Raw genomic sequence first — 22,303 nt, 5'->3', positions numbered from 1 at the left:
CAAATATTAATAAAATTAATATTTATAAGCTGTATTATGACTTCGTTATATTTTAAAAGCTTCTAAATTAAGGAATTGCATTCTCAGAATCCGCCAAATCTGTTTTATTTTTACCCAAATTTTCAAAATGGCGAAAGTCGAACTTATCATGCCTAAAATGGGCGAAAGCATCATGGAGGCCACCATACTTAAATGGCTTAAAAAGCCAGGAGATCCGGTAGAATTGGATGAAACTATCCTTGAAATCGCTACAGATAAAGTAGATAGTGAAATTCCTTCGCCTGCAAAGGGGATCCTATCCGAACTGCTTTTTAAAGAAAATGACGTGGTAGCCATCGGGAAGGTCATTGCAGTTATTGAGACCGCTGGAGCAGCGAGTGCAGTTAAGGATTCCCCTGCCATTGTACCCAATTTAATCCAGGAAGCACCTCAGCAGGCTGGATCGGCAGTAACTCAGCCAACTCCTCAAATGCCCCCGAGCATTCAAAAATCTGAATCCACCCGATTTTACTCTCCACTTGTTAGAAACATCGCAAAAGAGGAGCACATTTCCATGCAACAACTGGATGGCATTGCAGGCTCCGGATTAGAGGGTCGGCTGACCAAAAGAGATTTAATGAATTTTATTGCCCAAAATAAATCAGTTCAAGCTCCTTCACAAGCCAGTCAATTTATTCCAGCTACTCCACCAGTTGCTCCTCAAGCAGCAAAATCCATTTCGGGTAATGTTGAAATCATCGAAATGGACAGAATGCGTAAATTGATTGCAGATCATATGGTAATGAGTAAGCAAACTTCTCCACATGTTACTTCATTTGTAGAAGTGGATGTTACCAATTTAGTGCAATGGAGAGACAAGATTAAAGATTTGTTTCAAAAGAAATACAATCAGAAAATCACTTTTACTCCAATTTTTATCGAAGCAATTGCAAAGTCAATCAAAGACTTTCCAATGATTAACATTTCTGTTCAGGGAACTCAAATCATCCGAAAACTTGATATTAATATTGGAATGGCTGCTGCCCTGCCAACTGGAAATTTAATTGTACCAGTAATTAAAAATGCAGACCGTTTAAATTTAGCAGGCTTAACCTATCAGGTTAATGATCTTGCTGAACGTGCGCGAAATAATAAATTAAAACCAGATGAAATTCAGGAGGGTACATTTACCCTTACCAATGTAGGTACTTTTGGAAATGTGATGGGCACACCAATTATCAACCAACCACAAGTTGCCATAATGGCAACGGGTGCAATTCGAAAAAAACCAGCGGTAATAGAAACCCCACAGGGAGATACCATTGGCATCCGGCACATGATGTTTTTATCCATGTCCTATGATCACAGAGTGGTTGATGGTGCATTAGGGGGTTCATTTATCAAGCGGGTTGCGGATTATCTTGAGCAATTTGACTTTAAGCAAACTGTTTAATGTGTTATTTTTGGAAGCGAATTTTAGTAGTAATTGCCTGTCTGTGGTTTTTGACAAGCAATTTATACTCTTTAATCGCACAGACAGATAACAATTTGTTGCAGCAGGCCAGATTGGCCTATAAAATAAAGGATTACTATGCTGCTACAGCAGCTTTCCGAAACACAGCGGTTAGCCATTCTCAAAATAAGGATGATTTATTGGAGGCGGCAATGAGTAGTTACTTTGCCAATGATCTAGAATTTTCATCAAAATGTTTTGAGCAGCTTGAAAAATTATCAGGCGAAAAGGAACTCCTGTTCTACCGGGCTCAAATTTTTCAACAACTCAATGAATTTGATCAAGCACAACGATACTATAAGAAATACCTGCAACAAATTTCAAAACAACATAAAGATGTTTCATTTTGTAAAAACGAATTGTTGCGGTGTAAATCTGGAAAATTAATAAAAAGAAAACCTGCCATGGCATTTGTAGTGCCTCTAAGTACTACCATTAATTCGCGAGAGGATGAATATGCAATTTTTCCGCATAAAACACAAAATGGAATTTATTTTCTAAGTGCCAAGCGAACAGGAAATGAAGGTGGTAAACGAAATGAACTTGGACTGGTAGATGATAAAAATGGTTTTTATTTTTCGGATGTATTTAAGGTAACAGAACATGGGGAAGTTTGGACTGTATTGCCTCGTTTACAAGCTGGATGGAATAGCAGCATGCATGATGCAGTTGTAGGTTTTATGGATAATTCCCCAATTATAATTCAATACCGCACAAATCAAAAATGCAACTACATATATGATCCATTCCAAGATGATGAAATGCATATAAAATACCCGGAATTTAAAGGTCCACTGTATCCAGAAATTGGGGATCATTCCATGACTTTATTTCAAGACAGCATTTTAATCTTTTCAAGTTGCAGAATGGGTGGATATGGGGGTTATGATTTGTATCTATCAATATTGCGTGATTCTATTTGGACCGCTGCAATTAATTTGGGAGCGACTGTAAATGGACCTTTTAATGAAGAGAATCCTTTTCTTGCAAATGACGGACAAACACTTTATTTTTCTTCTAACAATTTAAATGCAATTGGTGGTTATGATATTTTTAAAACTAAGTTTCATCCTGAAGCAGAACAATGGGAAAAACCAATCAATTTAGGAATCCCTATTAACTCTGCGGGTGATGACAAAAATTTCATATTAAGCACCGATGGATTGACAGGTTTTTTTAGTTCGAATAGAAAATCAAACAGCCAGGGTGGATTCGATTTGTTTAAAGCATTTTTTCACGATGAGTTGGAAGAACAATTGCAGTTACCCAAAGGAAGTCCATTGACCATCCTGGTAGATATAGCATTAAATGACCAAAACGCACTGTTTGGAAAGAATAGTGGGGTATTTAAAAGTAATAAAGACCAGGAGTGGAAAGAATTTAACGCTGAACCCTTTTATTATAAAGATCAAGAATTATTTTCTGATCCTAAAAATCAAAAAATTGCTGCTCAATTGCTTGAATGGATGAAAATTTATCCCGGTTTGACGGTTGATCTGTTTGGCCATGCTTTTGAAGAATCTCCAACCCCAATAAATCTTTATTTTTCAATTCAAAAAGCAAATGAGCTTAGAAATTATTTGGAATCAAATGGAATTCAAAAAACCAGAATTAAAGTATTTGGATTAGGTGCTTCTTTTCCAAAAGCAAAAGTAAAAATCAATGGAAAACCTTCTTTACTTTCAGAAAAGTTTAATAAGAGAATCGAATATCAATTCACAGTACCTGAGCAGCTTCCAATTCAAATAAACTATATAAAATCACCCATGCCAGCTGCCTTAATTCCAGACCAGGAATTGAATTTTAGCAGTTTGCGAAAAGGGATTAGCTATTCTCTATTTTTAGGAAAATCTCAGGCTGTATTAAATCATCCGTTCATGAAAAATTTGGGTGGGCAATTTTTTATGGAACAAGATTCAGATGAAGCAGCTTATAATTATTATTTAGGAATCTATAAAGGCTTTGATGAGGCGTTTGCAGCAATTTCAAGCGTAGCCGTTCCAACTAGTGAAAAGCCTGAAATTTATGTTTTTAAAGACGGTATCAAATTGAGCAGAACGCAAATTATCGATCATGTTGTTGAAAATGCCGATTTAGTTCGGTATCTTAACTATTTAAATGGGCTTAAAAAATGAGCAAGTTTAGTTTTTTACAGGAGAGCCTTAGAAACATGAAAACGATGGGCACCGTAATTCAAACTTCGAATTACGCAGGAAAAGCACTTGCTGGAATGCTTGATTTTAGTGAAATATCTATAATAGTGGAATTGGGAGGCGGAGATGGAGCAATTACCAAACACCTATTAAAAAAACTTAATAAAGATGCACGTTTATATGTTTTTGAAGTCAATGAAACCTTTTGTACTAAGTTAAAAGCTTTAAACGACGATCGTTTGCACGTTATATTAGATTCAGCAGAAAATTTAGAAGAGCAATTCAAAAAATTAGGAATACAACAGGCTGATGCCATCGTTTCTTCAATCCCTTTTGCTATTATGCCGGAAACGTTTCATCTGCAAATATTAACGCTGTGCAATAAATTACTGAAACCCGGTGCATCATTTCTCCAGATCCATTATTCCCTTTTTCAGAAAAATTTATACAATCAGGTATTCGGAAACGTAGCATTTGAATTTGCTGCATTTAATATTCCTCCTGTTTTTATCATACATTCTAAAAAACAAGCTTGAGATTAATAGGCAAATCATGCATGTTAGGCTTAAGATCATTGGCTTCTCATTGGAAAATTTAATTTAAAAATTAATATGCGATACACCTTGCTACATGTTAAAACACAGATTGGCTAGCACCTGTAATTTACTCAAAGTCCAAATTCAAAATTTTTTTATAAGAGCAAGGTTGATTATTATTCCAAAATTGATAGACTGTAGAGAAAACATCCTATTTGCAACTCACATAGTGTCAAATTCAATGATTTTTTTTACTCAGTATCTTTTACCAAAAAATAGCCTCCACCTCCTGCTCCGCAGAGCTTGCAATAATAGCTCCCGGTTTGTATACCTTCATACCAAAACTCTTTCATTGAATCAGGTATTAGTTCTTCAAAAAGTATATAACTGATTCGACTTACCTGTTCCCAGTATCTTGAAATGGCATCGGATTGATCTCTCAGTATCGCTTCAATTAAGTTTTTATTAGCAGGAACCAGTTCATTAATAAGAACTTGCCTGAATTCTTCATTATTTAATTTTTGTTTAAATACAGAAACAAGTGCTTCTGTATTTCTTCCCAGCTTACTATCTATTAATCGGATGCGATGGTTTTCAATAAAATCATCAAATTGCAAGTCCACGATCTGAATCTCATTATTTTCAATGAATATTGATTTTTTAAAATAAGCAACTGCAGGATCTACACCTGAACTTTGACCATGAAAAAAATGTTCCAATTCTTTTAGTAATGAAAAGATTTCAGGAACTTGAAGAGGTAAATTGATTCCATAGCGATCCAAAATAGCTGCACAAAGAGTCCCCGAACTTCCTAAGCCATAACCGTAAGGGATTGTGCTTTCTAAATACAAGCCATTGTCAATTTCAATTCTGAATTCTGGCAGATTAATGTATTTTGATAAGGTAGGATTCTCTGAAATATATAAGATTAAGTCCTTCAAAATTTCATGCTCCGAACTACTTTCATTTTTCCAGTGAGCGTATTTTTTAGTATATGGAATTGCCAATCCGGCATTTCCAGAGAGAATGGTATATTCTCCTACTAAAAGAATTTTTGACGGATAGAAATTTGTTGAATTCATGAAATTAAGCCAATACTAAGAGACCTTCAAAGATAAGGCCGCATTCAGATTAAATCATAGGATTAAAAAATTGTAATTATAAAATAGCTAATTTCAAATAGAGGAAGCAATTCATGACCTTGTACCGTTCATTTGGATTCGTTCTTTTTAATTAATTCCTTACCTTCGCAGTGTGGAGCAGGATATAATCCGGGTAAACGATTATTTAACCCGGGATCCAAAAGCAACGGAACTTGTTGGCTTATTGGATCAAAACAAGCATCAAAAAATTATAATTGAGGGTCTGTGTGGATCCAGGGATAGCTTTTTGATTTTTTCAAGCTTTCTGCAATCCAAAACTCCAACTTTAGTGATCTGCAATGACAAAGAAGAGGCTGCATATCTTCTGAATGACTTAGAGCAGTTTTCTAATCTGGATGTTGTTTATTTATTTCCCGATTCATTCAGACGACCCGGTCAATATGAAGAATTGGACAATTTCCAGGTACAACAACGGGTAGAAGCTATTTACCGATTTGGTAAAAAGGAAGCTCGAATTATTGTAACTTATCCCGAGGCAATATTTGAAAAAATGATTCCTGGTACGGTCATTGAGAGTTCCAGGCTTGAATTTTCAACAGGAAGTCTCATTGATTTGGATGAAATTTTGATTCAATTAAATGATTTTGGATTTCAACGAACGGATTTTGTTTATGAACCCGGGCAGTTTTCTATACGAGGGGGTATCCTGGATGTATTTTCTTATGCATCTGATTTACCGTATCGAATTGAATTAAATGATATTGTGGTTGAAAGTATTCGAAAGTTTGAAACTGAATCGCAATTGTCAAAACAAAATATTGCGCACTTTTCTATTGTGCCAACCATTTATTCCGAATATCAATCTGAAGTTCGGAAAAATATTTTTGAAATTATACCAGAGAATACCCTGATTTGGGTAAAAGATATTCATACCTGTCTTGAGACATTTGAAAAATGTTTTTTAGCGGCCAACCGCCAGGCTGATAAAATGAAACATTATGACGAAGATCGTTTTATTTCAATGGTCCAAAACCGGGAATTCATTGATTCTTCGGTATTAGTTGAAAGCCTGGAGCGTTTTAAATTAGTATTTTATAATTGTAAACCGGATTCGGCAGTAAAGCCGGCAATTTTAAGAGTGAATTGTGAAGCTCAGCCCAGTTTCAATAAAAATTTCAATTTGCTAATTGAAAATATTTCTAAATTAAATTCCAAGTTTTATAAAGCGTTTATTTGTACTAACAGTGCAGCACAGATCGAACGATTTCATAATATTTTTGAAGACTTAAAAGCAGCAATTCAATATATTCCGGAAATTAAGTCACTGCGCGAAGGATTTATTGATCATGATTTAAAGTTGGCTTGTTATACAGATCATCAGATTTTTTCTCGTTTTCATGGTTATAAAGTCAAACAGGGCTATACCAAAGACCAGGCATTAAGTCTAAAAGTTTTGCGCGAATTGCAATCGGGAGATTATGTCACGCACCTGGATTATGGCGTAGGTCGATTTGCCGGATTGGAAAAAATTAATATTAACGGTCAACTCCAGGAAGCTGTGCGTTTAATTTATAGAAATAACGATATTCTATATGTCAGCATTCATTCTTTGCATAAAATTTCAAAATTTGTTGGGAATGAAGGAACCGAGCCTTCACTAAGTAAATTAGGTTCAGATCAATGGAAACTTTTAAAGCAGCGAACCAAACAGAAAGTAAAAGACATAGCTCAGGAATTAATTAAGCTATACAGTGTTCGTAAAGCATCAAAGGGATATGCATTTTCTCCTGATAATTATTTGCAGGCTGAATTAGAAGCTTCATTCATGTATGAAGATACTCCTGATCAGTTTAAAGCAACGGTGGATGTAAAAGGGGATATGGAAAAGCCGCATCCAATGGATCGTTTAATCTGTGGCGATGTGGGTTTTGGAAAAACTGAGATTGCAGTAAGAGCAGCTTTCAAAGCCATTCAAGATGGAAAACAAGTGGCGATTCTGGTTCCAACAACTATTTTAGCATTGCAACATTATCGTACATTTTCTGATCGCTTCAAAGAGTTTCCGGTGGATGTTAATTATTTATCCAGGTTTCGGACTACAAAGGAGAAGAATTTAATTATGAAACAATTGGAAGAAGGTAAAATTGATTTGGTTATCGGAACCATCAGCTTACTGAATTCGAAAATTAAATTTAAAGATCTTGGATTATTAATCATTGACGAAGAACAAAAATTTGGTGTTGCTTCTAAAGAAAAATTACGTCAATTAAAGCACAATGTTGATACACTTACGCTGACAGCAACTCCTATTCCGCGTACTCTACAGTTCTCTTTGATGGCTGCAAGAGATTTGAGTGTTATTCAAACGCCTCCTCCAAATCGACAACCCATTCATACAGAACGAAGGGTGTATAATGACAATTTAATAAAAGAAGCAATACTTCATGAAGTTTATCGCGGAGGTCAGGTATTTTTTGTGCATAATAAAGTGAAAAGTCTGGCAGATGTTTCAGCAATTTTACAAAAACTATGTCCTTCTGTTGAAATTGCATCTGCACACGGGCAAATGGAAGCAGAAAAACTTGAAAAAGTGCTATTAGATTTTATCGATCATAAATTTGATGTGTTGGTTTGTACCAATATCATTGAAACCGGTTTGGATATACCCAATGTCAATACCATATTAATTAATAATGCACACCAATTTGGATTGAGTGATCTGCATCAACTCCGTGGACGTGTTGGCCGGTCAAACAGAAAAGCTTATTGTTATTTATTGGCACCGCCATCTTCTACTTTGACAATGGATGCTCGTAAAAGACTTAAAACCATCGAAGAATTTTCTGACTTGGGCAGTGGCTTCAATGTGGCTATGCGAGATTTGGATATTCGTGGAGCCGGCAATCTATTGGGAGGAGAGCAAAGCGGTTTTATTGCAGATATTGGATATGAAACCTATCAACGAATTTTAGAGGAAGCAATTCTTGAACTTAAGGAAAATGAATTCCGGGAATTGTTTGAAGATGAAAACAAACCGGACAAAACTTATATCCGGGATGTGGTCATCGATAGCGACATTGAAATGCTGATACCGGATGCTTATGTTGCAAGCATTCAGGAACGCCTTAATTTATACCAGGCTTTGGATAAAATTGAAAATGAGGAAGGCATTCAAAATTATTGCAATCAACTTAGAGATCGTTTTGGTCCGATTCCGACCCAGGTTGAAGAATTATTAAACGGTTTGCGCTTGCGGTGGATCTCAAAACGTTTGGGTTTCGAACGAGTCATATTAAAAAAGAAAAAGCTACAGTGTTATTTTATTAGCAATCCGACTTCTCCATTTTATGAAAGCGATTTGTTTAAAAGTCTGCTGGCACGGGTAGCAGCACCTGGAAGTTCATTTAGTATTAAGCAATCAAATACCAATCTTATTTTAATTGCTGAGCATGTAAATGGTTTTTTAAAATCCATCCAACTCCTTGATAGCTTGTTGGTTAAGTCATAATTCTGAAAATAAATTAAATTTTTTTCAATCCATTCCAACGTTTTGAGTGTGCTGGAGGTATTATTATTAAAATACATTATGAAAACATGGAAATGTCTTTGCTTTTTAGCTTGCTTGCTGATTTTTGATTCTTGCAGAAAAGATGAAAAATCAGTTACCGTAAATGATGAATTTGAGAAGTATACTCAACTCATTGCTACGAATTCAATCATTGTACTTAGAAATGAGAAAAACGATTTGGTTTCTGGTGCAGTCATGACCTTAGATGGGACTCAATACACCAGTAATACTGAAGGATTGATTTTTTTAAAGAATGTGCCGCTCAAAAATACCGGCCACCTGGTGCAAATTACTCATCCGGCTTATTTTAAAACCGGCAAAAGGATTTACCCAAATAAGGGGATTATCGAACTCTTTTTAATTTCTAAAGGATCCTCTGTGCAATTTGCATCCCAAAGTGCATCTACGGTTTCTTTTAGTGGTATTAATTATCAATTCCCTGCAAATTCTTTAGTAGATGCCAATGGATTGGAATATAAAGGTGATGTAAATATCTATGCCCGCCATTTAAATCCGACAAGTCCACTTTTTGGAGCAATGATGCCAGCTGACCTTAGGGCATATGACATTGATGGGAATTCCGTTTACTTGACTTCTTTTGGTATGGTTGCAACTGAATTGTATGGTAGCAATGGTCAAGCTCTTCAAATAGCTCCCGGTAAAAAAGTTAAAATTTCGATGCATCTCGACAACAGCATCGTTTCAAATGCACCGAATAGTTTGCCTATTTGGTATATTGCTGAGCAAAGCAATACCGGAATTTGGAAAGAAGAGGGAAGAGCAATTAAAGTCAATTCCAATTATGAGTTTGAAGTAAGTCATTTCTCTTTTTGGAATTGTGATGTCCCAGGCAATTACGTAAACCTTAAAGGACAAGTTAAAAACTTGCAAGGAGCAACAGTTGCAAATCTATGGGTAACAGTTACTGTAAATGGTGGTCCGTCAGGTTATGCCGTTACCGATGGAAATGGTAAATTTGAAGGGAAAGTCCCAGCTGGCGTTGACTTGAAAATTCAAATTAATGAAATCTGTGACACGTTTATGCAAGTAAAATTGTATGAAGCAAATTTGGGAGTTTTAACTTCTGATACCGATTTGGGAATGATTCAAGTTGATAATCAAAATATTAATACGTATGAATTCACAGGAAAAGTAGAAGTTTGTCCACCTAATAATCTGGGAACAAGTTATGTAAAATTCACATCCAATCAGGGAGTCAGGTATTTAATTGTAAATCCGGACAGCAGTTTTAACTTTACAAGCAATTGTTTAACCATAGGTGAGCCGGTCAGTTTTGAAGCTGCTGATTATGCCAATGGATTGCAATCCGGAGTAACATCATTGACATTAACCAATCAAAAAAATGTTCAAGTTCCCAATTTAACGATTTGCACAGCTTTTGATGAATACGTCAGTGTATCCTATAATGGGTCTCAGGAGTATTATTACAAAAGAGATGGACGAATCCTTAGTATAGGAATTTATCAGGATAGTTTAGCTACCAATGAATACGCATTTTATTTTTACGGTTCTGGCCTTGAAAGTTTCAATAGGTTTGTTTACAATGGATTAAATGTACCTTCACCATTCTTAAATTTTTATCTGGTAGGCACTTTAATAAATGGCACTTCATTAAACTTAGTATGTACCCAATGTCTAAATATTGAAATAAGTCAATTTGATTTAACCGGAGGATATATTATAGGTAAATATTGGGGGACATCAGGACAAAATTCAGTCTCAGGGAAGTTCAGAATAAAAACATAGATTGATAAATAATTATTAAAATAGCTGTTTGTTTGATAATCATTATATAGCAGCCCTAAAACAAGGAAATCCATCAGTTCAGAAAGAACTGGTGGATTTCTTTTCTGGCAAAATGCTCAGCATAGCCAGGAGGTATCTTGCAGATGATCATTTAGCTTATGACGTTTTGCAGGAATCCTGGATCGCTATTTTTAATAATATAAAAACGTATCAGGAAGAAATTGCTCCGCTTGAAGCCTGGATTTATCGGATTGTTGTCAATCAATCGCTTAAAGAACTAAAAAAGCGTAAACGAAAAATAGAATTTGTTGCAGAATTTGCCTCGGAGCCGGAAGGTATAGCACCTGAAATTTTAGATACCCTTCAATTGGAACTCTTATTTAAATACGTGTGCGAATTACCGGAAGGCTGTAGGGAAGTATTTAATATGTATGTTTTTGACGAATATTCTCATAAGGAAATTGCTGCGCAGTTAGGAATCAATGAAGGAACTTCCAGAAGCCAATTGAATCGAGCCAGAAAATTGCTGATGGAAAAAATTAAAACAATGGATCACGTTCTAATAAAAAAATATGAAACTGTTTGATTTAAAATATAAAGAGCGGATGAAAAATCACAGTTCGCCGGTAGATACAGAACAATTGTGGAAGGACATCCAGAAAAGGAAACGCACAAAACGTGGTTTTATATTTTGGTGGACTGGTATGGGGCTATTGCTTGCAATGGCTGGACTTTATTATTTTTTAAATCCTGCAAATAAAGCTGATAAAATATTTAAAGAATCGCAACCAACTCAAACCGTAGTTGCTGAAAGAAATAGAGAATCAAACAACAAGGCAAACCTGCCAATTAATCCAGACAAAAATGAAAAATTACTATTAAAGCAATCAACGAATTTAATATTACACCCTAAAGAAAATATGACTGAGCTAACACAAAAATTTTCACCTCCAATAAAACAGCTGAACCAGAATAAATCCAGGTCAATTGAAACCATGGGCGTGAAAGATTTTGAATCTACTGTTAATTATAAATCCTCAAATACCGGGATTCTAAAAAATTCTGGAGACCTATCTCAAGCCAATAATTCACAAATAGCTAAAACAGAAACTGAAATTGGAATTCAGTCAAAATTTGAAACAAGTCAAGAATTGGTGCACTCATTACCAGTTTTGATGACAGACTTGAACTTTCATTCACCCTTGTTAGTGTTGAAGTTGAGCGTGATACCAAATCCAAAAGTTAACCTGCGACCACAAGCTATAACAAAACCCTGGTACTTGCAGATTGGCTTTGGTCAGGATCTGGTTAATCGCAATTTCAATACTAATTCAGATTCAGCCTCGATTCGAAATACAAAGGTTTTATATGCATTAAAATCAGAAATTAGTTTGTCTAAAACATTGAGTAAGCAATTTGAATTATTTAGCGGCATTCGATACACACACATTGTTTCTCAAAATAGAGGCAGCTTTAGGAGTTTAGAAGAACTCGTGATTCCAAACGGACAAATCATCGAGCACATTAGTTTAGCTGGTACCAGCAGTTTTTCCGAGGAAGATAAATATGTAAGGCGTGTCACCACAACGCGCCAAACCAGTTATCAAAGGATGTATCTTCTGGATTGGAATCTTGGGGTAAACTATACCAGGCCATTTAGCACTAAATGGGCAATTTTTGCAAATGCAGCGATTGCCTGTAATTTGTTTTCAAGAGCCAGCGGCCATTACCTGACAAAGGAGAATCGCAATACGGAAATCCAGAATGAAATAAAATCACAATTGGGATTTTCCGTGAGCGGTGGAGTTGGTGTTTCGTATTTATTAACGAACCGAAATGCCATTTCTTTAAGTGTGAATTGTAGTAACTATTTCAATTCCTTTAATAGAAATAGTGACATTCAGGAAAAGTATAATTTAGTAGGGGCTCAATTAAGTTATAAATTCAAGCTTTAGTGAAATTTGGTTTTTATTTTTTCAGGCATGCTTGAAAGAATAAAATGTTTGAGCACTATGAGGTTCTGGTTTTATTTCCAAAATTGTTGCCTATCAGAAATAAAAAAGCAGCCCACTTTTCAGCACGCTGCCTTTTTTGCTACACCTTAATTTTTTTAGATCTTCAGATTCAGATGTAAATTCTAAAAGATTGCTATTAGATTTTTGGTTCCAAACTTCTGCTAAATTGAAAGCTGGATTGTATGTAAAGTTCTTTTCCTGGATCCGGATTTAAAACCCGGAAACTTACAGTTTGTTGGTCAACTACCCATTTTACCAGCAAGGGTTTTCCATCCTGTATGGCTATTGGAGCATCTTCAACCAAATCGCCGGTTGTTGTATTGATAACCAATTGTCCTAAATTATTGATACTGATTTCTTTTGCGCTATCAATTTTCATTCGGATTTCCTGATAATTAAAACCAGGTTGCACAATGAATTCATATTTTAAGCGGGCATCAAAATCGCTGTATCTTAAATCAATTCCTGGATACATTTCAGTATAATATAATTTACGGAAATTTCTGGTTTGACAATTGCTAATATCATTTTTAAAAGTAACCGTTCTGAATTCTTCAGCACCATACAAATCTGCATCGCGGTTCATTCCTTCAAAACTGATTTCTAATTTTTGATATACTGCCGGGGACTGAATGCTGATTACTTTATCATCAGACAATACTTCCATCGTTTGGGCAGGTTTAGCAAGTTGCATAGAGATCCCATCTTTGCGAAATAAGTACTTCATATTATCAGCTTGTGCTAAAAAGAGTACTTTCTTATTTAATTTACCAGAAAAATCCTTGATCTGGCATTTGTTTTCTGCAAAAGTGAGTTCTGCACCTTTAATGATTTCAGGACCATTTAAAGGTAAAATTGCTGCATTCGACTGCATTCCGAAGGTGATCATAAAGATTCCTACCATCATCGCAACTTTTGTAATTTGAGTTTTCATATATCTAATTTTAATATTTAATATTTTTGTAAAGCATCCCTTTCGAAATAGAAGTCCTATTCCAATCCGGATTAATAAAATTCGTTTTTTTTAAAAACTGGGACCGTTCTAATCAGTACACCAGGCAATTCATTTCTCAGGGTTTCAGTACCATGTCTTTAAAAAGATCGATACACTATAAAAACGTTGCACCCCTGAAATTGTTTTTATAACAGCTTATTATTTATTTTTTAAAATCGATTATTTAAGTGCTAAAATTTTGTTAAAACCTAATTATGTCCGTTTATACAAAATAATATACTGTAAAAAACAATTTTACCAAATTTCAAGTATTCAAGTTTTTAGACCCGCTTCCCAATAATATTTTTGGATTTGGGGCTATATTTTGTCAAATTATTTTAGAAATTTTCTAATCTGAGTTGACATTGCTAAAATCGCGTGTTTTGATATCAGCTACAACTGAATCCCCTTTGTAGTCTAATTCAGCATGGTCTTTTAGCGATGCTTTAATAAGCTTTTCAATCCGGATGTTGGCTTGGGTGAAGTCATCCATTTGCATTTCAAGCTGTTCAAGTTTAGTTTCTTCTCCATCCAATTGGCTATGTCCACTCATCCGAATGATACTGGTAGAACATAGTCCTGCAAGATTCAATTCACAAAAGTCGTACATATTTAATAGAAGCGTATCCAATTTAATTTTCATGTTGACTTCACAATGATCTTCCAATTCCAATTCTAGTTTAGGTCCCCGGATGGTATCAGCCGCATTAAATTCCATAAAGTCTTTTAAATGGATTTTTTCCAAAGTTTGTGAATAGACATCGATGATAATCTTGCCGTTGGATCGATAATTTGGCAGGCTGTCATAATGGATGAAGACATGGTTTCCCGTTTGATCTACTTTGATTAAATTTTGAAGATTTTCTTCTATTTTAATTTTAACCATGGGGGATCCCTGGTGCCAAACTATTGAAAAATGGCTGCCCACTTCCAGGCTGTTAAAAGCTTGTAATGGAAATTCTTTTACGATCCAATTTTCATTGCCTTTATAAATGCCTTTATCATATTCCCGATGCCATTGTTGGATTTTAAACATCGTGATAAAGCTTAGCAGGATTGTAGTCCCAAAAAGTGCCAGTAATAATTTAGTACTTAGTTTCATGATATCTTTTGATTTTTCCAATTCTGATAATATTGTTTCATTTCATCCCAATTGATTCCGAGTTGATCCATATTTTTGAATAATTCTGGCAAAAACTCTTCAGCAAATTGATCTTTGCGATGTTGTACTGATTTTTGTTTAGCTCCAAGAGCAACAAAAAATCCAATGCCTCTTCGATTTTCGAGGATACCCTGGTCTTGTAACAAGGTATACGTGCGCATGACGGTATTTGGGTTGACCTGAATGCTGGTTGCATAATCTCTAACAGAGGGAATGCGTTCTCCTTCCTGCCAATCCTGGTTGATAATATTTTCCTGAACAGACATACCTATTTGTTCGAATATTGATAATGATTTTTTGAATTCCATATTAAACCTCCTTTTCTTTAATTTTTAAATAAGTCATAAACCAAAAGAAAGGTGCAGCAAGATATTGGATAAAGAATTTAGCAAATTTGATAATCCAGAAGTCTTCGAGCATTAAATCTATCGGTGCATTGTTGACCCCATAATTCACATGGGTTGTACCGTGTAATTCAGCCCGCATTTCTGGAAATAAAGCATAAGCAAATAAAAATATCAGAATCATATAAGCAAGACTCAACACGATGCCCCACAGAATTACTTTGTACCAGGCTCCTGTGTTAAAGGTTGCCGCTCCAAAAAAGTATATACTGAAAATAACAATCAGGTAATGCAAGCCAGTTAGATTCGTTTTTGAAAATAGATTGAATGCTTCAGTAGGCTTATTCATTCCATAGCCAATAATTAATTTTTGTACCAGGAAAAATACTGTAAATATCAGGATGACTCCCAACCAGTAGAATACATTTCCAAAAAGCCATTTGGTAAATACTTTTTCTTCGGTACTCGCCGGTAAACTTAAAAAGTCAGCGCGGGTAGATAATAATTTAAGTTCGCTAAATAAATTGATGGTATAAATGAAACCAAAAACAATGTATACCCCTTCATAGTCAAAAGTAACCACTCCGGGACCAATGTCTTTTTTAAAGTATTCAATAATGCAACGGAGTAAAACAAGTGAACTGACAACGATGGTCATGATTTTAAAATGCGGCAGAAAGGATTCGAAAAATTCTTTTCTCGATAACCAGCCAATTCGTTTTAAACTGAATGATGAATTCATATTAGGTATTTTAACGGATTAAATTGCTTTAGAAATAATGGCATTAAACAGAATTTCAAGATCGATATCTGTTGCCTGTTGTTGATTTTCCTGCGGGTTCAATATCATATGACCGCCAGGTACTGTTTCTGCATACAGATACTGAGAAGGCAAGGAGTTACCAGCTTGAAAATCGAAACGGTATTTCGAACTGATAGAAAATACATCTTGATTAAATATGACCTTACCTCCTTCGATCACTACGATCCGATCCAATAAATTTGAAACATCCTTAACCTGATGTGTGGAGATTAAAAAGCATTGGTCATCACCTAAGGAAGCAGAAACTACTTTTCTAAAAATCGTTTTTGAAGGAATATCCATGCCATTGGTGGGCTCATCTAAGATCAATAATTTACATCCTGTAGCTAATGCAAACGCAATGAGGAATTTTTTCTTTTGACCAAATGACAGTTCTTTGATTTTGCGATTTCCTCCTAACTCAAAGTCCGCAGCAATCTCAATAAATTTTTGCTGATCCCATCTTGGATAAAAAGGAGCATTGAGATCGACGTATTTATACATAGTCAATTCAGGAAACACGTATTCTTCCTGTACATAAAATAAGTCAGCCAACATATCGACCGGACGCTCCCGGCTTTCAAAACCATTGATGTTGCTGGTCCCGTAGGCCGGAAACAACAAACCCGAAATTAATCGTAGTAAAGTAGTTTTACCGGCACCATTCTTTCCCAGAATGCCACAAATCGTACCTGCCTGAATATCCAAATTCAGATGATCAAACAAAGGCGCTTGTTTTTTGCGGTAACCGAAACTCAGGTCATTTACTTGTATCATATCCTATTGTTTTAGTGTATTAGTTTAATAGTACACCACAAAGGTATAATAGAAGGATCTAATTTTCCAAGTGATTTTGAAAAAATATTTTACATTTTTATTATTATAATATATAAATAATTAAATATTAGATATATATAAAATAAACACTTAAAATTTATTTTTAAAAAATGTGAAAAAACCTATCCGGTCCATTATTCCATTGATTATATCAACAGCTAATCTCAACTTGTTTTTGAAGAAACCCAGACTAATCTGGAGATTTGAAAGCTTTAACCAACCCGATTGCATTCTGATTCGTACATGACATTATCGGATGGATTCACTGATTTCTAGTTAAAATCTATGAAAATGCGTTTTACAATTTTGTTTTGTCTGTGCACAATTGCTGGTTTTAGTCAGCAAAACTGGTTTACAACCGGTCAATCTGCCGATTTAATGATTAGTGGCGCCGGATTTAATGATTGCATCGGTCCATTGGTATTTAACCACCCAAGCGGTTTGAGCAGCGATGGAACGAACTTGCTGGTATGCGACCGGTTTAATAACCGGGTTTTAATATGGAAGAATGCTCCGGACCATTGGAATCAGGAACCCGATTTGGTATTGGGTCAAGCTGACTTTAGTTCTAATAATCCCGGAAGCGGGTTGCATCAAATGAATTGGCCTGGAAATGTCAGTACCCAAAATCAGGTAATTGCTGTAGCAGACACAGAAAATGATCGGATATTAATCTGGAAGTCCTTTCCTAAACAAAATGGGGAACCAGCAGATCTTGAAATAAACTTGCCTTCATTAACTCCTAATGGTAGCTCTAAACACTATGAATGGCCCTGGGGCGTTTGGACTGACGGGACTCGACTGGCTGTGGTAGCTACCACAGGTGCGGCTATACTCTTTTGGAATCATTTACCAACACACAGCGCTCAAACACCGGATTATACCATTGCGTTAAATGAATTTGGAACCCCAAGAAATATCAGCACGGAAGGGAAGTCCTATTTCTTTGTAGGAGATCATAATGCAAAAGTGAATGGAAAACCGGGAACTTTTTTTTGGTATAATTATCCAACACAAGCCAATCAAAACTATGACTACTACCAGGATGAATGGATAAAAGGACTTAAGCTCAATACCGGGCAATTTATACTTGGAGGAATTTTGAGTTACTACTTGTATAATACAATCCCGGGAACCAATAACAAATTAGCTGATTTGAATTTTCAATTCCCGTATTATAAAAATGGCGACGGACCAGACCTGGTTGAAGCCAATGGCCGCATTTATATAAATAACTACAACGGCAATAACATACTCGTTTACAATCAGATTCCCAACAACGATAAAGAACCACCGGATTGGGCACTGGGCTCATATGATTTTAATATAAATACACTGGATAGTTTTGGTTATATTCAGAATCCAAATATTACCAGCGATGGATCCAAATTGATCGTCACTTCTGATTTTGACCGTGCTATTTATATTTATAATCAAATTCCTACCCAATCCGGAATCTTACCAGATCATAAATATTCCATGCTTGCCTATGATGGGTTTTGTTGGGATCAGGCACTGTTTAAAAATCAATTTATCACAGTAGGTGTTCAAAAAATTTGCATTTGGAACGATCTCGAAAAACTTCATTTAAAACCAGAACAGATTTTTCAAAAAAATTTAGGTACTGCAATTTTCAATGATTTAAGAGGGGTTGCATTGGATGCGGATTTCTTCTCGTTAGCAGACCGGGCAGGAAAAATCTGGATCTGGAATGGCTTACCCAAAACCTCAAACGAAAATCCATTTTTGTCTTTAGAATTTCCAGGATTTCAATTCAACCAAATGCACAGCGATGGGACCTACCTGATTGTTTGTTCTGAAAGTCCGCCTTCGCAGATATTAATTTTTAAAATAAGCGATCTCAAACAGGGAAATAAAATACCCTGGAAAATTGTAAGTGCCGTTGGAACCAATCGTTTGAATTTAGTTGCGTCTGCAATTTCATTTCAGGGAAGCCTTGCTGTTGCAAACAGAGGACTTCATCAGGTATTATTATGGAAAAACATAGAAGATGCGGGTGATTTTTCAAAAGTGATTGTGCTTGGACAATCCAATTTTCAAAATACTCAAGCGGCCATTGGCAACGACCGATTATTTATGCCTTCCACCTTATTGAGTTTAGACAATGCATTGTGGGTTGGTGAATTTAAATTCTCTTCCCGAATATTAAAATTCAGTCCACTCCCAACAAAAAATATTGATTTACAAGAACCAGGTATTCAAGCCATACAAATTTATCCTAATCCCGTACAAAATGAATTGATCATTACACTGGATCAGCCCATTCAGTCGGTGCAGGGATTTCGAATACTGGATATCCATGGACGGAATATTCAAGGAGTAGAAAACATCATTCAACTAAGCAATACTTCTTGCCGGATTCAATTGAATTCAGAAGTATTAACTAAAGGCATCTATTTTATTAGTTATATAGACATACACAAAAACCTGTTCGCAAAATTTGTAAGAAATTAGTCCCGCGAGTGCACGAGATGTTCACTACGCTCCCATAATTTTTAATTCTTAATTTCTAATTGTTCCCGCGAATTCGCAAAGTTTATGCTAAGCTCCCATAATTTTTAATTCTTAATTCTTAACTCTTAATTTTTAATTGATTAAACCTTTAACTTTTCTTTCAAATAGTATGCAGTATGCGAATTTTTTACTTTCAACAATCCTTCCGGATTTCCTTCATACAATAATTGTCCACCGTGACGACCACCTCCTGGGCCCAAATCGATAATCCAATCGGCAGTTTTTAATACATCCATGTTGTGTTCAATAACCAATACGGTATGACCTTTTTCAACCAAACTGTGCAGTGCAAATAATAATTTTTTAACGTCGTCAAAATGTAAACCAGTTGTCGGTTCGTCAAAAATGAAAAAGATATGATCCGAACTGCTTTCCAAGCCTAAGTAATAAGCCAGTTTTAAACGTTGCGCTTCACCGCCTGATAGGGTGGAAGAAGATTGACCAAGTTTTAAATAACCCAATCCAACATCATTCAGGGGTTTTAATTTTTTTACAAGTTCTTTTCTATCGGAGAAAAATTGCAATGCTTCTTCAATACTCATTTCAAGAATATTAAAAATATTTTTATCCTTGTATTTTACTTCCAGAATTTCATTGCTAAATCGTTTTCCATTACAATCTTCACAAATCAAACTGACATCTGCCAGAAATTGCATTTCAACTATAATTTCACCATCCCCTTTGCAGGTTTCACAACGACCCCCTTCTACATTAAAAGAAAAATGTTTGGGTTGATAATGGCGTAATTTAGATAAGGGCTGTTGCTTAAAGATATCCCGTATTTCATCATACGCTTTGACATAGGTAGCCGGATTGCTGCGCGAAGAACGTCCAATAGCTTGTTGGTTGACCAATTCCACTTGTTTGATTCGTTTATACGCACCGCTTAGTGTACCCAAATTTTGATCTGCTTGAAATTCATCCGTCAATTTTGCCTGAAGTAATGGATGAAAAACATGTTTGATCAAACTGGTTTTTCCAGAACCCGATACTCCTGATACACAAATCATGCATTGCAGCGGAAAATGAACTTTTAAGTTTTGTAGATTGTGTAAGTTGATATCTTCAAGTACAATTTGGTCCGAATTGGTTTTCCGAACCAGTGGAATCGGTATTTTGTTGATTCCAGTAATGTATGAAGCTGTAAGATTTTTTGTTTTTTGATTTAAAAATTCTTTATACGATCCAGAATAAACTACAGTTCCACCATGAATTCCGGCACCAGGACCGATATCCAAAATTTCATCTGCATTTTTTATAATTTCTTCTTCGTGTTCAATTACAATGACCGTATTGCCCAGGTCACGAAGATGATGCAAGGCTTCAACTAATTTTGCGGTATCCTTTGGATGCAAACCAATACTGGGTTCGTCTAATATATAAAGTGAAGATGTTAAGTTGGATCCTAATGTACGTGTTAGGTGAATGCGTTGCGACTCTCCGCCACTTAAAGTACTCGAAAGTCGGTCAAGGGTCAAATAGGATAATCCGATTTTATCCAATACTTCCAATCGATTGGTAATTTCCAGCAACAGGCGCTTTGCGATTTCAAAATCACCGGGATCTAATTTTAATGTTTTAAAAAATTTTAATAAATCTTCAATTGGAATAAACATTAAATCCCGGAAATTTTTTTCTGCAAACTTTACATATAGCGCTTCTTTTCTTAATCGCGCCCCTTTGCATGCCGTACAATGTGTTTTCCCGCGATAGCGGGCAAGCATAATCCGGTTTTGAATTTTGTAAAGTTTTTCTTCGAGGTCTTTAAAAAAGGCATAGATGCCTTGAAATTGTTCAATGCCATTCCACAAAATTTCTTTTTGTGCATCGCTCAGATCACGATAGGGAACGTGTAATGGAAATTTTATTTTAGCAGCGATTTGAATAAGCGGGGTTAGCCATTCACTGGATTTTTCACCAGACCAACAAGCGATAGCACCTTCATAAACTGTTTTAGATTTATTGGGCACCACTTTATTTTCATCTATTCCAATGATACGTCCATATCCTTCACATACAGGGCATGCACCAAAAGAGTTGTTGTAATTAAACAACTGTGGACTTGGTTCCGGGAATTTTATTCCATCTAACTCAAAGCGCGATGAAAAATGTAGAATTTTTTCATCATTTAATATAAGTGTACAATCTCCCAGACTTTCAGAAAAACAAGTTAAAATGGAATCGGCAATTCGCTTTTGCATATCCTCATCCATTGCAGCTAATTTTAAACGATCCACTACAATAAAGAAGGATTTATAATCCGAATGTGTGACTTTATGTTTAATATTTTTTTTTGAAACCAGCAAATCTTCAATCAGCTGAAGTTCATGATTCCAAAAAATGCGGTTAAATCCTTTTTGAAGCAAAATTTCTAATTCCTGTTGGAGGCTTCTATCTGGATAATTTTGTTGTAAATTAAAGGAGATATAAATTTTAGTGTCTGTTTCTTGTTGAACAATAAAATCAACCACATCTTTTACTTCATGTTTTTTAACTACTTTGCCAGAAACCGGAGAATAGGTTTTTCCCAACCGGGCATACAAGAGCCTTAAAAAATCATAAATTTCTGTGAGTGAGCCCACCGTAGAACGAGCATTGCTTGAGGTAACTTTTTGCTCAATCGCAATTGCGGGACACAAGCCTTTGATATAATCCAGTTCAGGCTTTTTCATTCGGGTCAAAAATTGACGGGCATATGCGGAGAGACTTTCCACATACCGACGCTGCCCTTCTGCATAGAGCGTATCAATGATTAAAGAAGATTTTCCGGAACCAGACACTCCGGTTACCACAATGAGTTTGGATTTAGGTAACAAGGCATCCACATTCCGGAGATTATTGGATCGGGCGCCTTTAATCTCAATAAATTGGCTTGTTTTTGGGTTTAGGGGTTTTGACATGGATCCGAATCAACCTGCAAAAAGACGGTTTTTTGAGCAATTATTTAAATAAGATTGAAAAAACTACCACGGATTGGCATTTTTTTTGATATGTT

The 22,303-nt window shown here is 35.6% G+C and carries 15 protein-coding genes; 8 read left to right on the top strand and 7 right to left on the bottom strand.

Annotated features, from left to right (window positions below):
* The first annotated feature begins 127 nt into the window (after nucleotides 1-127).
* From IPJ80_04940 to IPJ80_04930, 3 genes are read left to right on the top strand one after another with little or no spacing between them, the layout of a single operon-like run.
* Nucleotides 128-1,432, top strand: coding sequence for a 2-oxo acid dehydrogenase subunit E2 (locus IPJ80_04940; protein ID MBK7912826.1), 1,305 nt, complete (start codon nucleotides 128-130; stop codon nucleotides 1,430-1,432).
* Nucleotides 1,432-3,627, top strand: coding sequence for a PD40 domain-containing protein (locus IPJ80_04935; protein ID MBK7912825.1), 2,196 nt, complete (start codon nucleotides 1,432-1,434; stop codon nucleotides 3,625-3,627). The genes IPJ80_04940 and IPJ80_04935 overlap by 1 nt, the downstream gene beginning before the upstream one ends.
* Nucleotides 3,624-4,181 (top strand): methyltransferase, encoded by a 558-nt coding sequence (locus IPJ80_04930; GenBank protein ID MBK7912824.1) that lies wholly within the window; start codon nucleotides 3,624-3,626, stop codon nucleotides 4,179-4,181. The genes IPJ80_04935 and IPJ80_04930 overlap by 4 nt, the downstream gene beginning before the upstream one ends.
* A 251-nt stretch (nucleotides 4,182-4,432) precedes the next feature.
* On the opposite strand, the gene IPJ80_04925 is transcribed toward IPJ80_04930, so the two are convergent.
* Nucleotides 4,433-5,263 (bottom strand): hypothetical protein, encoded by an 831-nt coding sequence (locus IPJ80_04925; GenBank protein MBK7912823.1) that lies wholly within the window; start codon nucleotides 5,261-5,263, stop codon nucleotides 4,433-4,435.
* A gap of 172 nt (nucleotides 5,264-5,435) precedes the next feature.
* Between IPJ80_04925 and mfd the strand changes: the two genes are divergently transcribed.
* From mfd to IPJ80_04905, 4 genes are all read left to right on the top strand, one after another.
* Complete coding sequence (gene mfd / locus IPJ80_04920; GenBank protein MBK7912822.1) at nucleotides 5,436-8,792, top strand: transcription-repair coupling factor; 3,357 nt, start codon at nucleotides 5,436-5,438, stop codon at nucleotides 8,790-8,792.
* A 78-nt stretch (nucleotides 8,793-8,870) separates the two neighbouring features.
* A complete protein-coding gene (locus tag IPJ80_04915; GenBank protein ID MBK7912821.1) occupies nucleotides 8,871-10,619 on the top strand; it encodes a hypothetical protein in 1,749 nt (582 codons plus the stop codon).
* A gap of 28 nt (nucleotides 10,620-10,647) precedes the next feature.
* Complete coding sequence (locus IPJ80_04910; protein MBK7912820.1) at nucleotides 10,648-11,205, top strand: RNA polymerase sigma factor; 558 nt, start codon at nucleotides 10,648-10,650, stop codon at nucleotides 11,203-11,205.
* Nucleotides 11,192-12,574 (top strand): hypothetical protein, encoded by a 1,383-nt coding sequence (locus IPJ80_04905; protein MBK7912819.1) that lies wholly within the window; start codon nucleotides 11,192-11,194, stop codon nucleotides 12,572-12,574. Before IPJ80_04910 ends, IPJ80_04905 begins: the two co-directional genes overlap by 14 nt.
* 196 nt (nucleotides 12,575-12,770) lie before the next feature.
* Here the strand turns inward: IPJ80_04905 and IPJ80_04900 are convergent, their stop codons facing one another.
* The 5 genes from IPJ80_04900 to IPJ80_04880 form a co-directional block, all read right to left on the bottom strand.
* Nucleotides 12,771-13,568 (bottom strand): hypothetical protein, encoded by a 798-nt coding sequence (locus IPJ80_04900; GenBank protein MBK7912818.1) that lies wholly within the window; start codon nucleotides 13,566-13,568, stop codon nucleotides 12,771-12,773.
* A gap of 409 nt (nucleotides 13,569-13,977) precedes the next feature.
* Nucleotides 13,978-14,730, bottom strand: a complete 753-nt coding sequence (locus IPJ80_04895) for a DUF2807 domain-containing protein (protein ID MBK7912817.1) — start codon at nucleotides 14,728-14,730, stop codon at nucleotides 13,978-13,980.
* Nucleotides 14,727-15,098 carry a GntR family transcriptional regulator gene (locus IPJ80_04890; GenBank protein ID MBK7912816.1) on the bottom strand — a complete coding sequence of 124 codons (372 nt, stop codon included), beginning with the start codon at nucleotides 15,096-15,098 and terminating at the stop codon, nucleotides 14,727-14,729. The genes IPJ80_04895 and IPJ80_04890 overlap by 4 nt, the downstream gene beginning before the upstream one ends.
* A 1-nt stretch (nucleotide 15,099) precedes the next feature.
* Nucleotides 15,100-15,876, bottom strand: a complete 777-nt coding sequence (locus IPJ80_04885; protein MBK7912815.1) for a hypothetical protein — start codon at nucleotides 15,874-15,876, stop codon at nucleotides 15,100-15,102.
* Nucleotides 15,877-15,894: 18 nt separating this feature from the next.
* The gene (locus tag IPJ80_04880; GenBank protein ID MBK7912814.1) at nucleotides 15,895-16,713 is read right to left on the bottom strand and encodes an ABC transporter ATP-binding protein; all 819 of its coding nucleotides are present in this window, start codon (nucleotides 16,711-16,713) and stop codon (nucleotides 15,895-15,897) included.
* Between the two features lie 351 nt (nucleotides 16,714-17,064).
* Between IPJ80_04880 and IPJ80_04875 the strand changes: the two genes are divergently transcribed.
* Nucleotides 17,065-19,248 (top strand): T9SS type A sorting domain-containing protein, encoded by a 2,184-nt coding sequence (locus tag IPJ80_04875; GenBank protein ID MBK7912813.1) that lies wholly within the window; start codon nucleotides 17,065-17,067, stop codon nucleotides 19,246-19,248.
* A gap of 140 nt (nucleotides 19,249-19,388) precedes the next feature.
* On the opposite strand, the gene uvrA is transcribed toward IPJ80_04875, so the two are convergent.
* On the bottom strand, nucleotides 19,389-22,208 hold the full coding sequence (gene uvrA / locus IPJ80_04870) for an excinuclease ABC subunit UvrA (GenBank protein ID MBK7912812.1): 2,820 nt from the start codon (nucleotides 22,206-22,208) through the stop codon (nucleotides 19,389-19,391).
* Between the last annotated feature and the right edge of the window lie 95 nt (nucleotides 22,209-22,303).

It is taken from the genome of Saprospiraceae bacterium, from assembly GCA_016714025.1.
In the GTDB taxonomy this organism is placed as follows: domain Bacteria; phylum Bacteroidota; class Bacteroidia; order Chitinophagales; family Saprospiraceae; genus Vicinibacter.
This window is presented reverse-complemented; position numbering and strand designations above follow the sequence as displayed.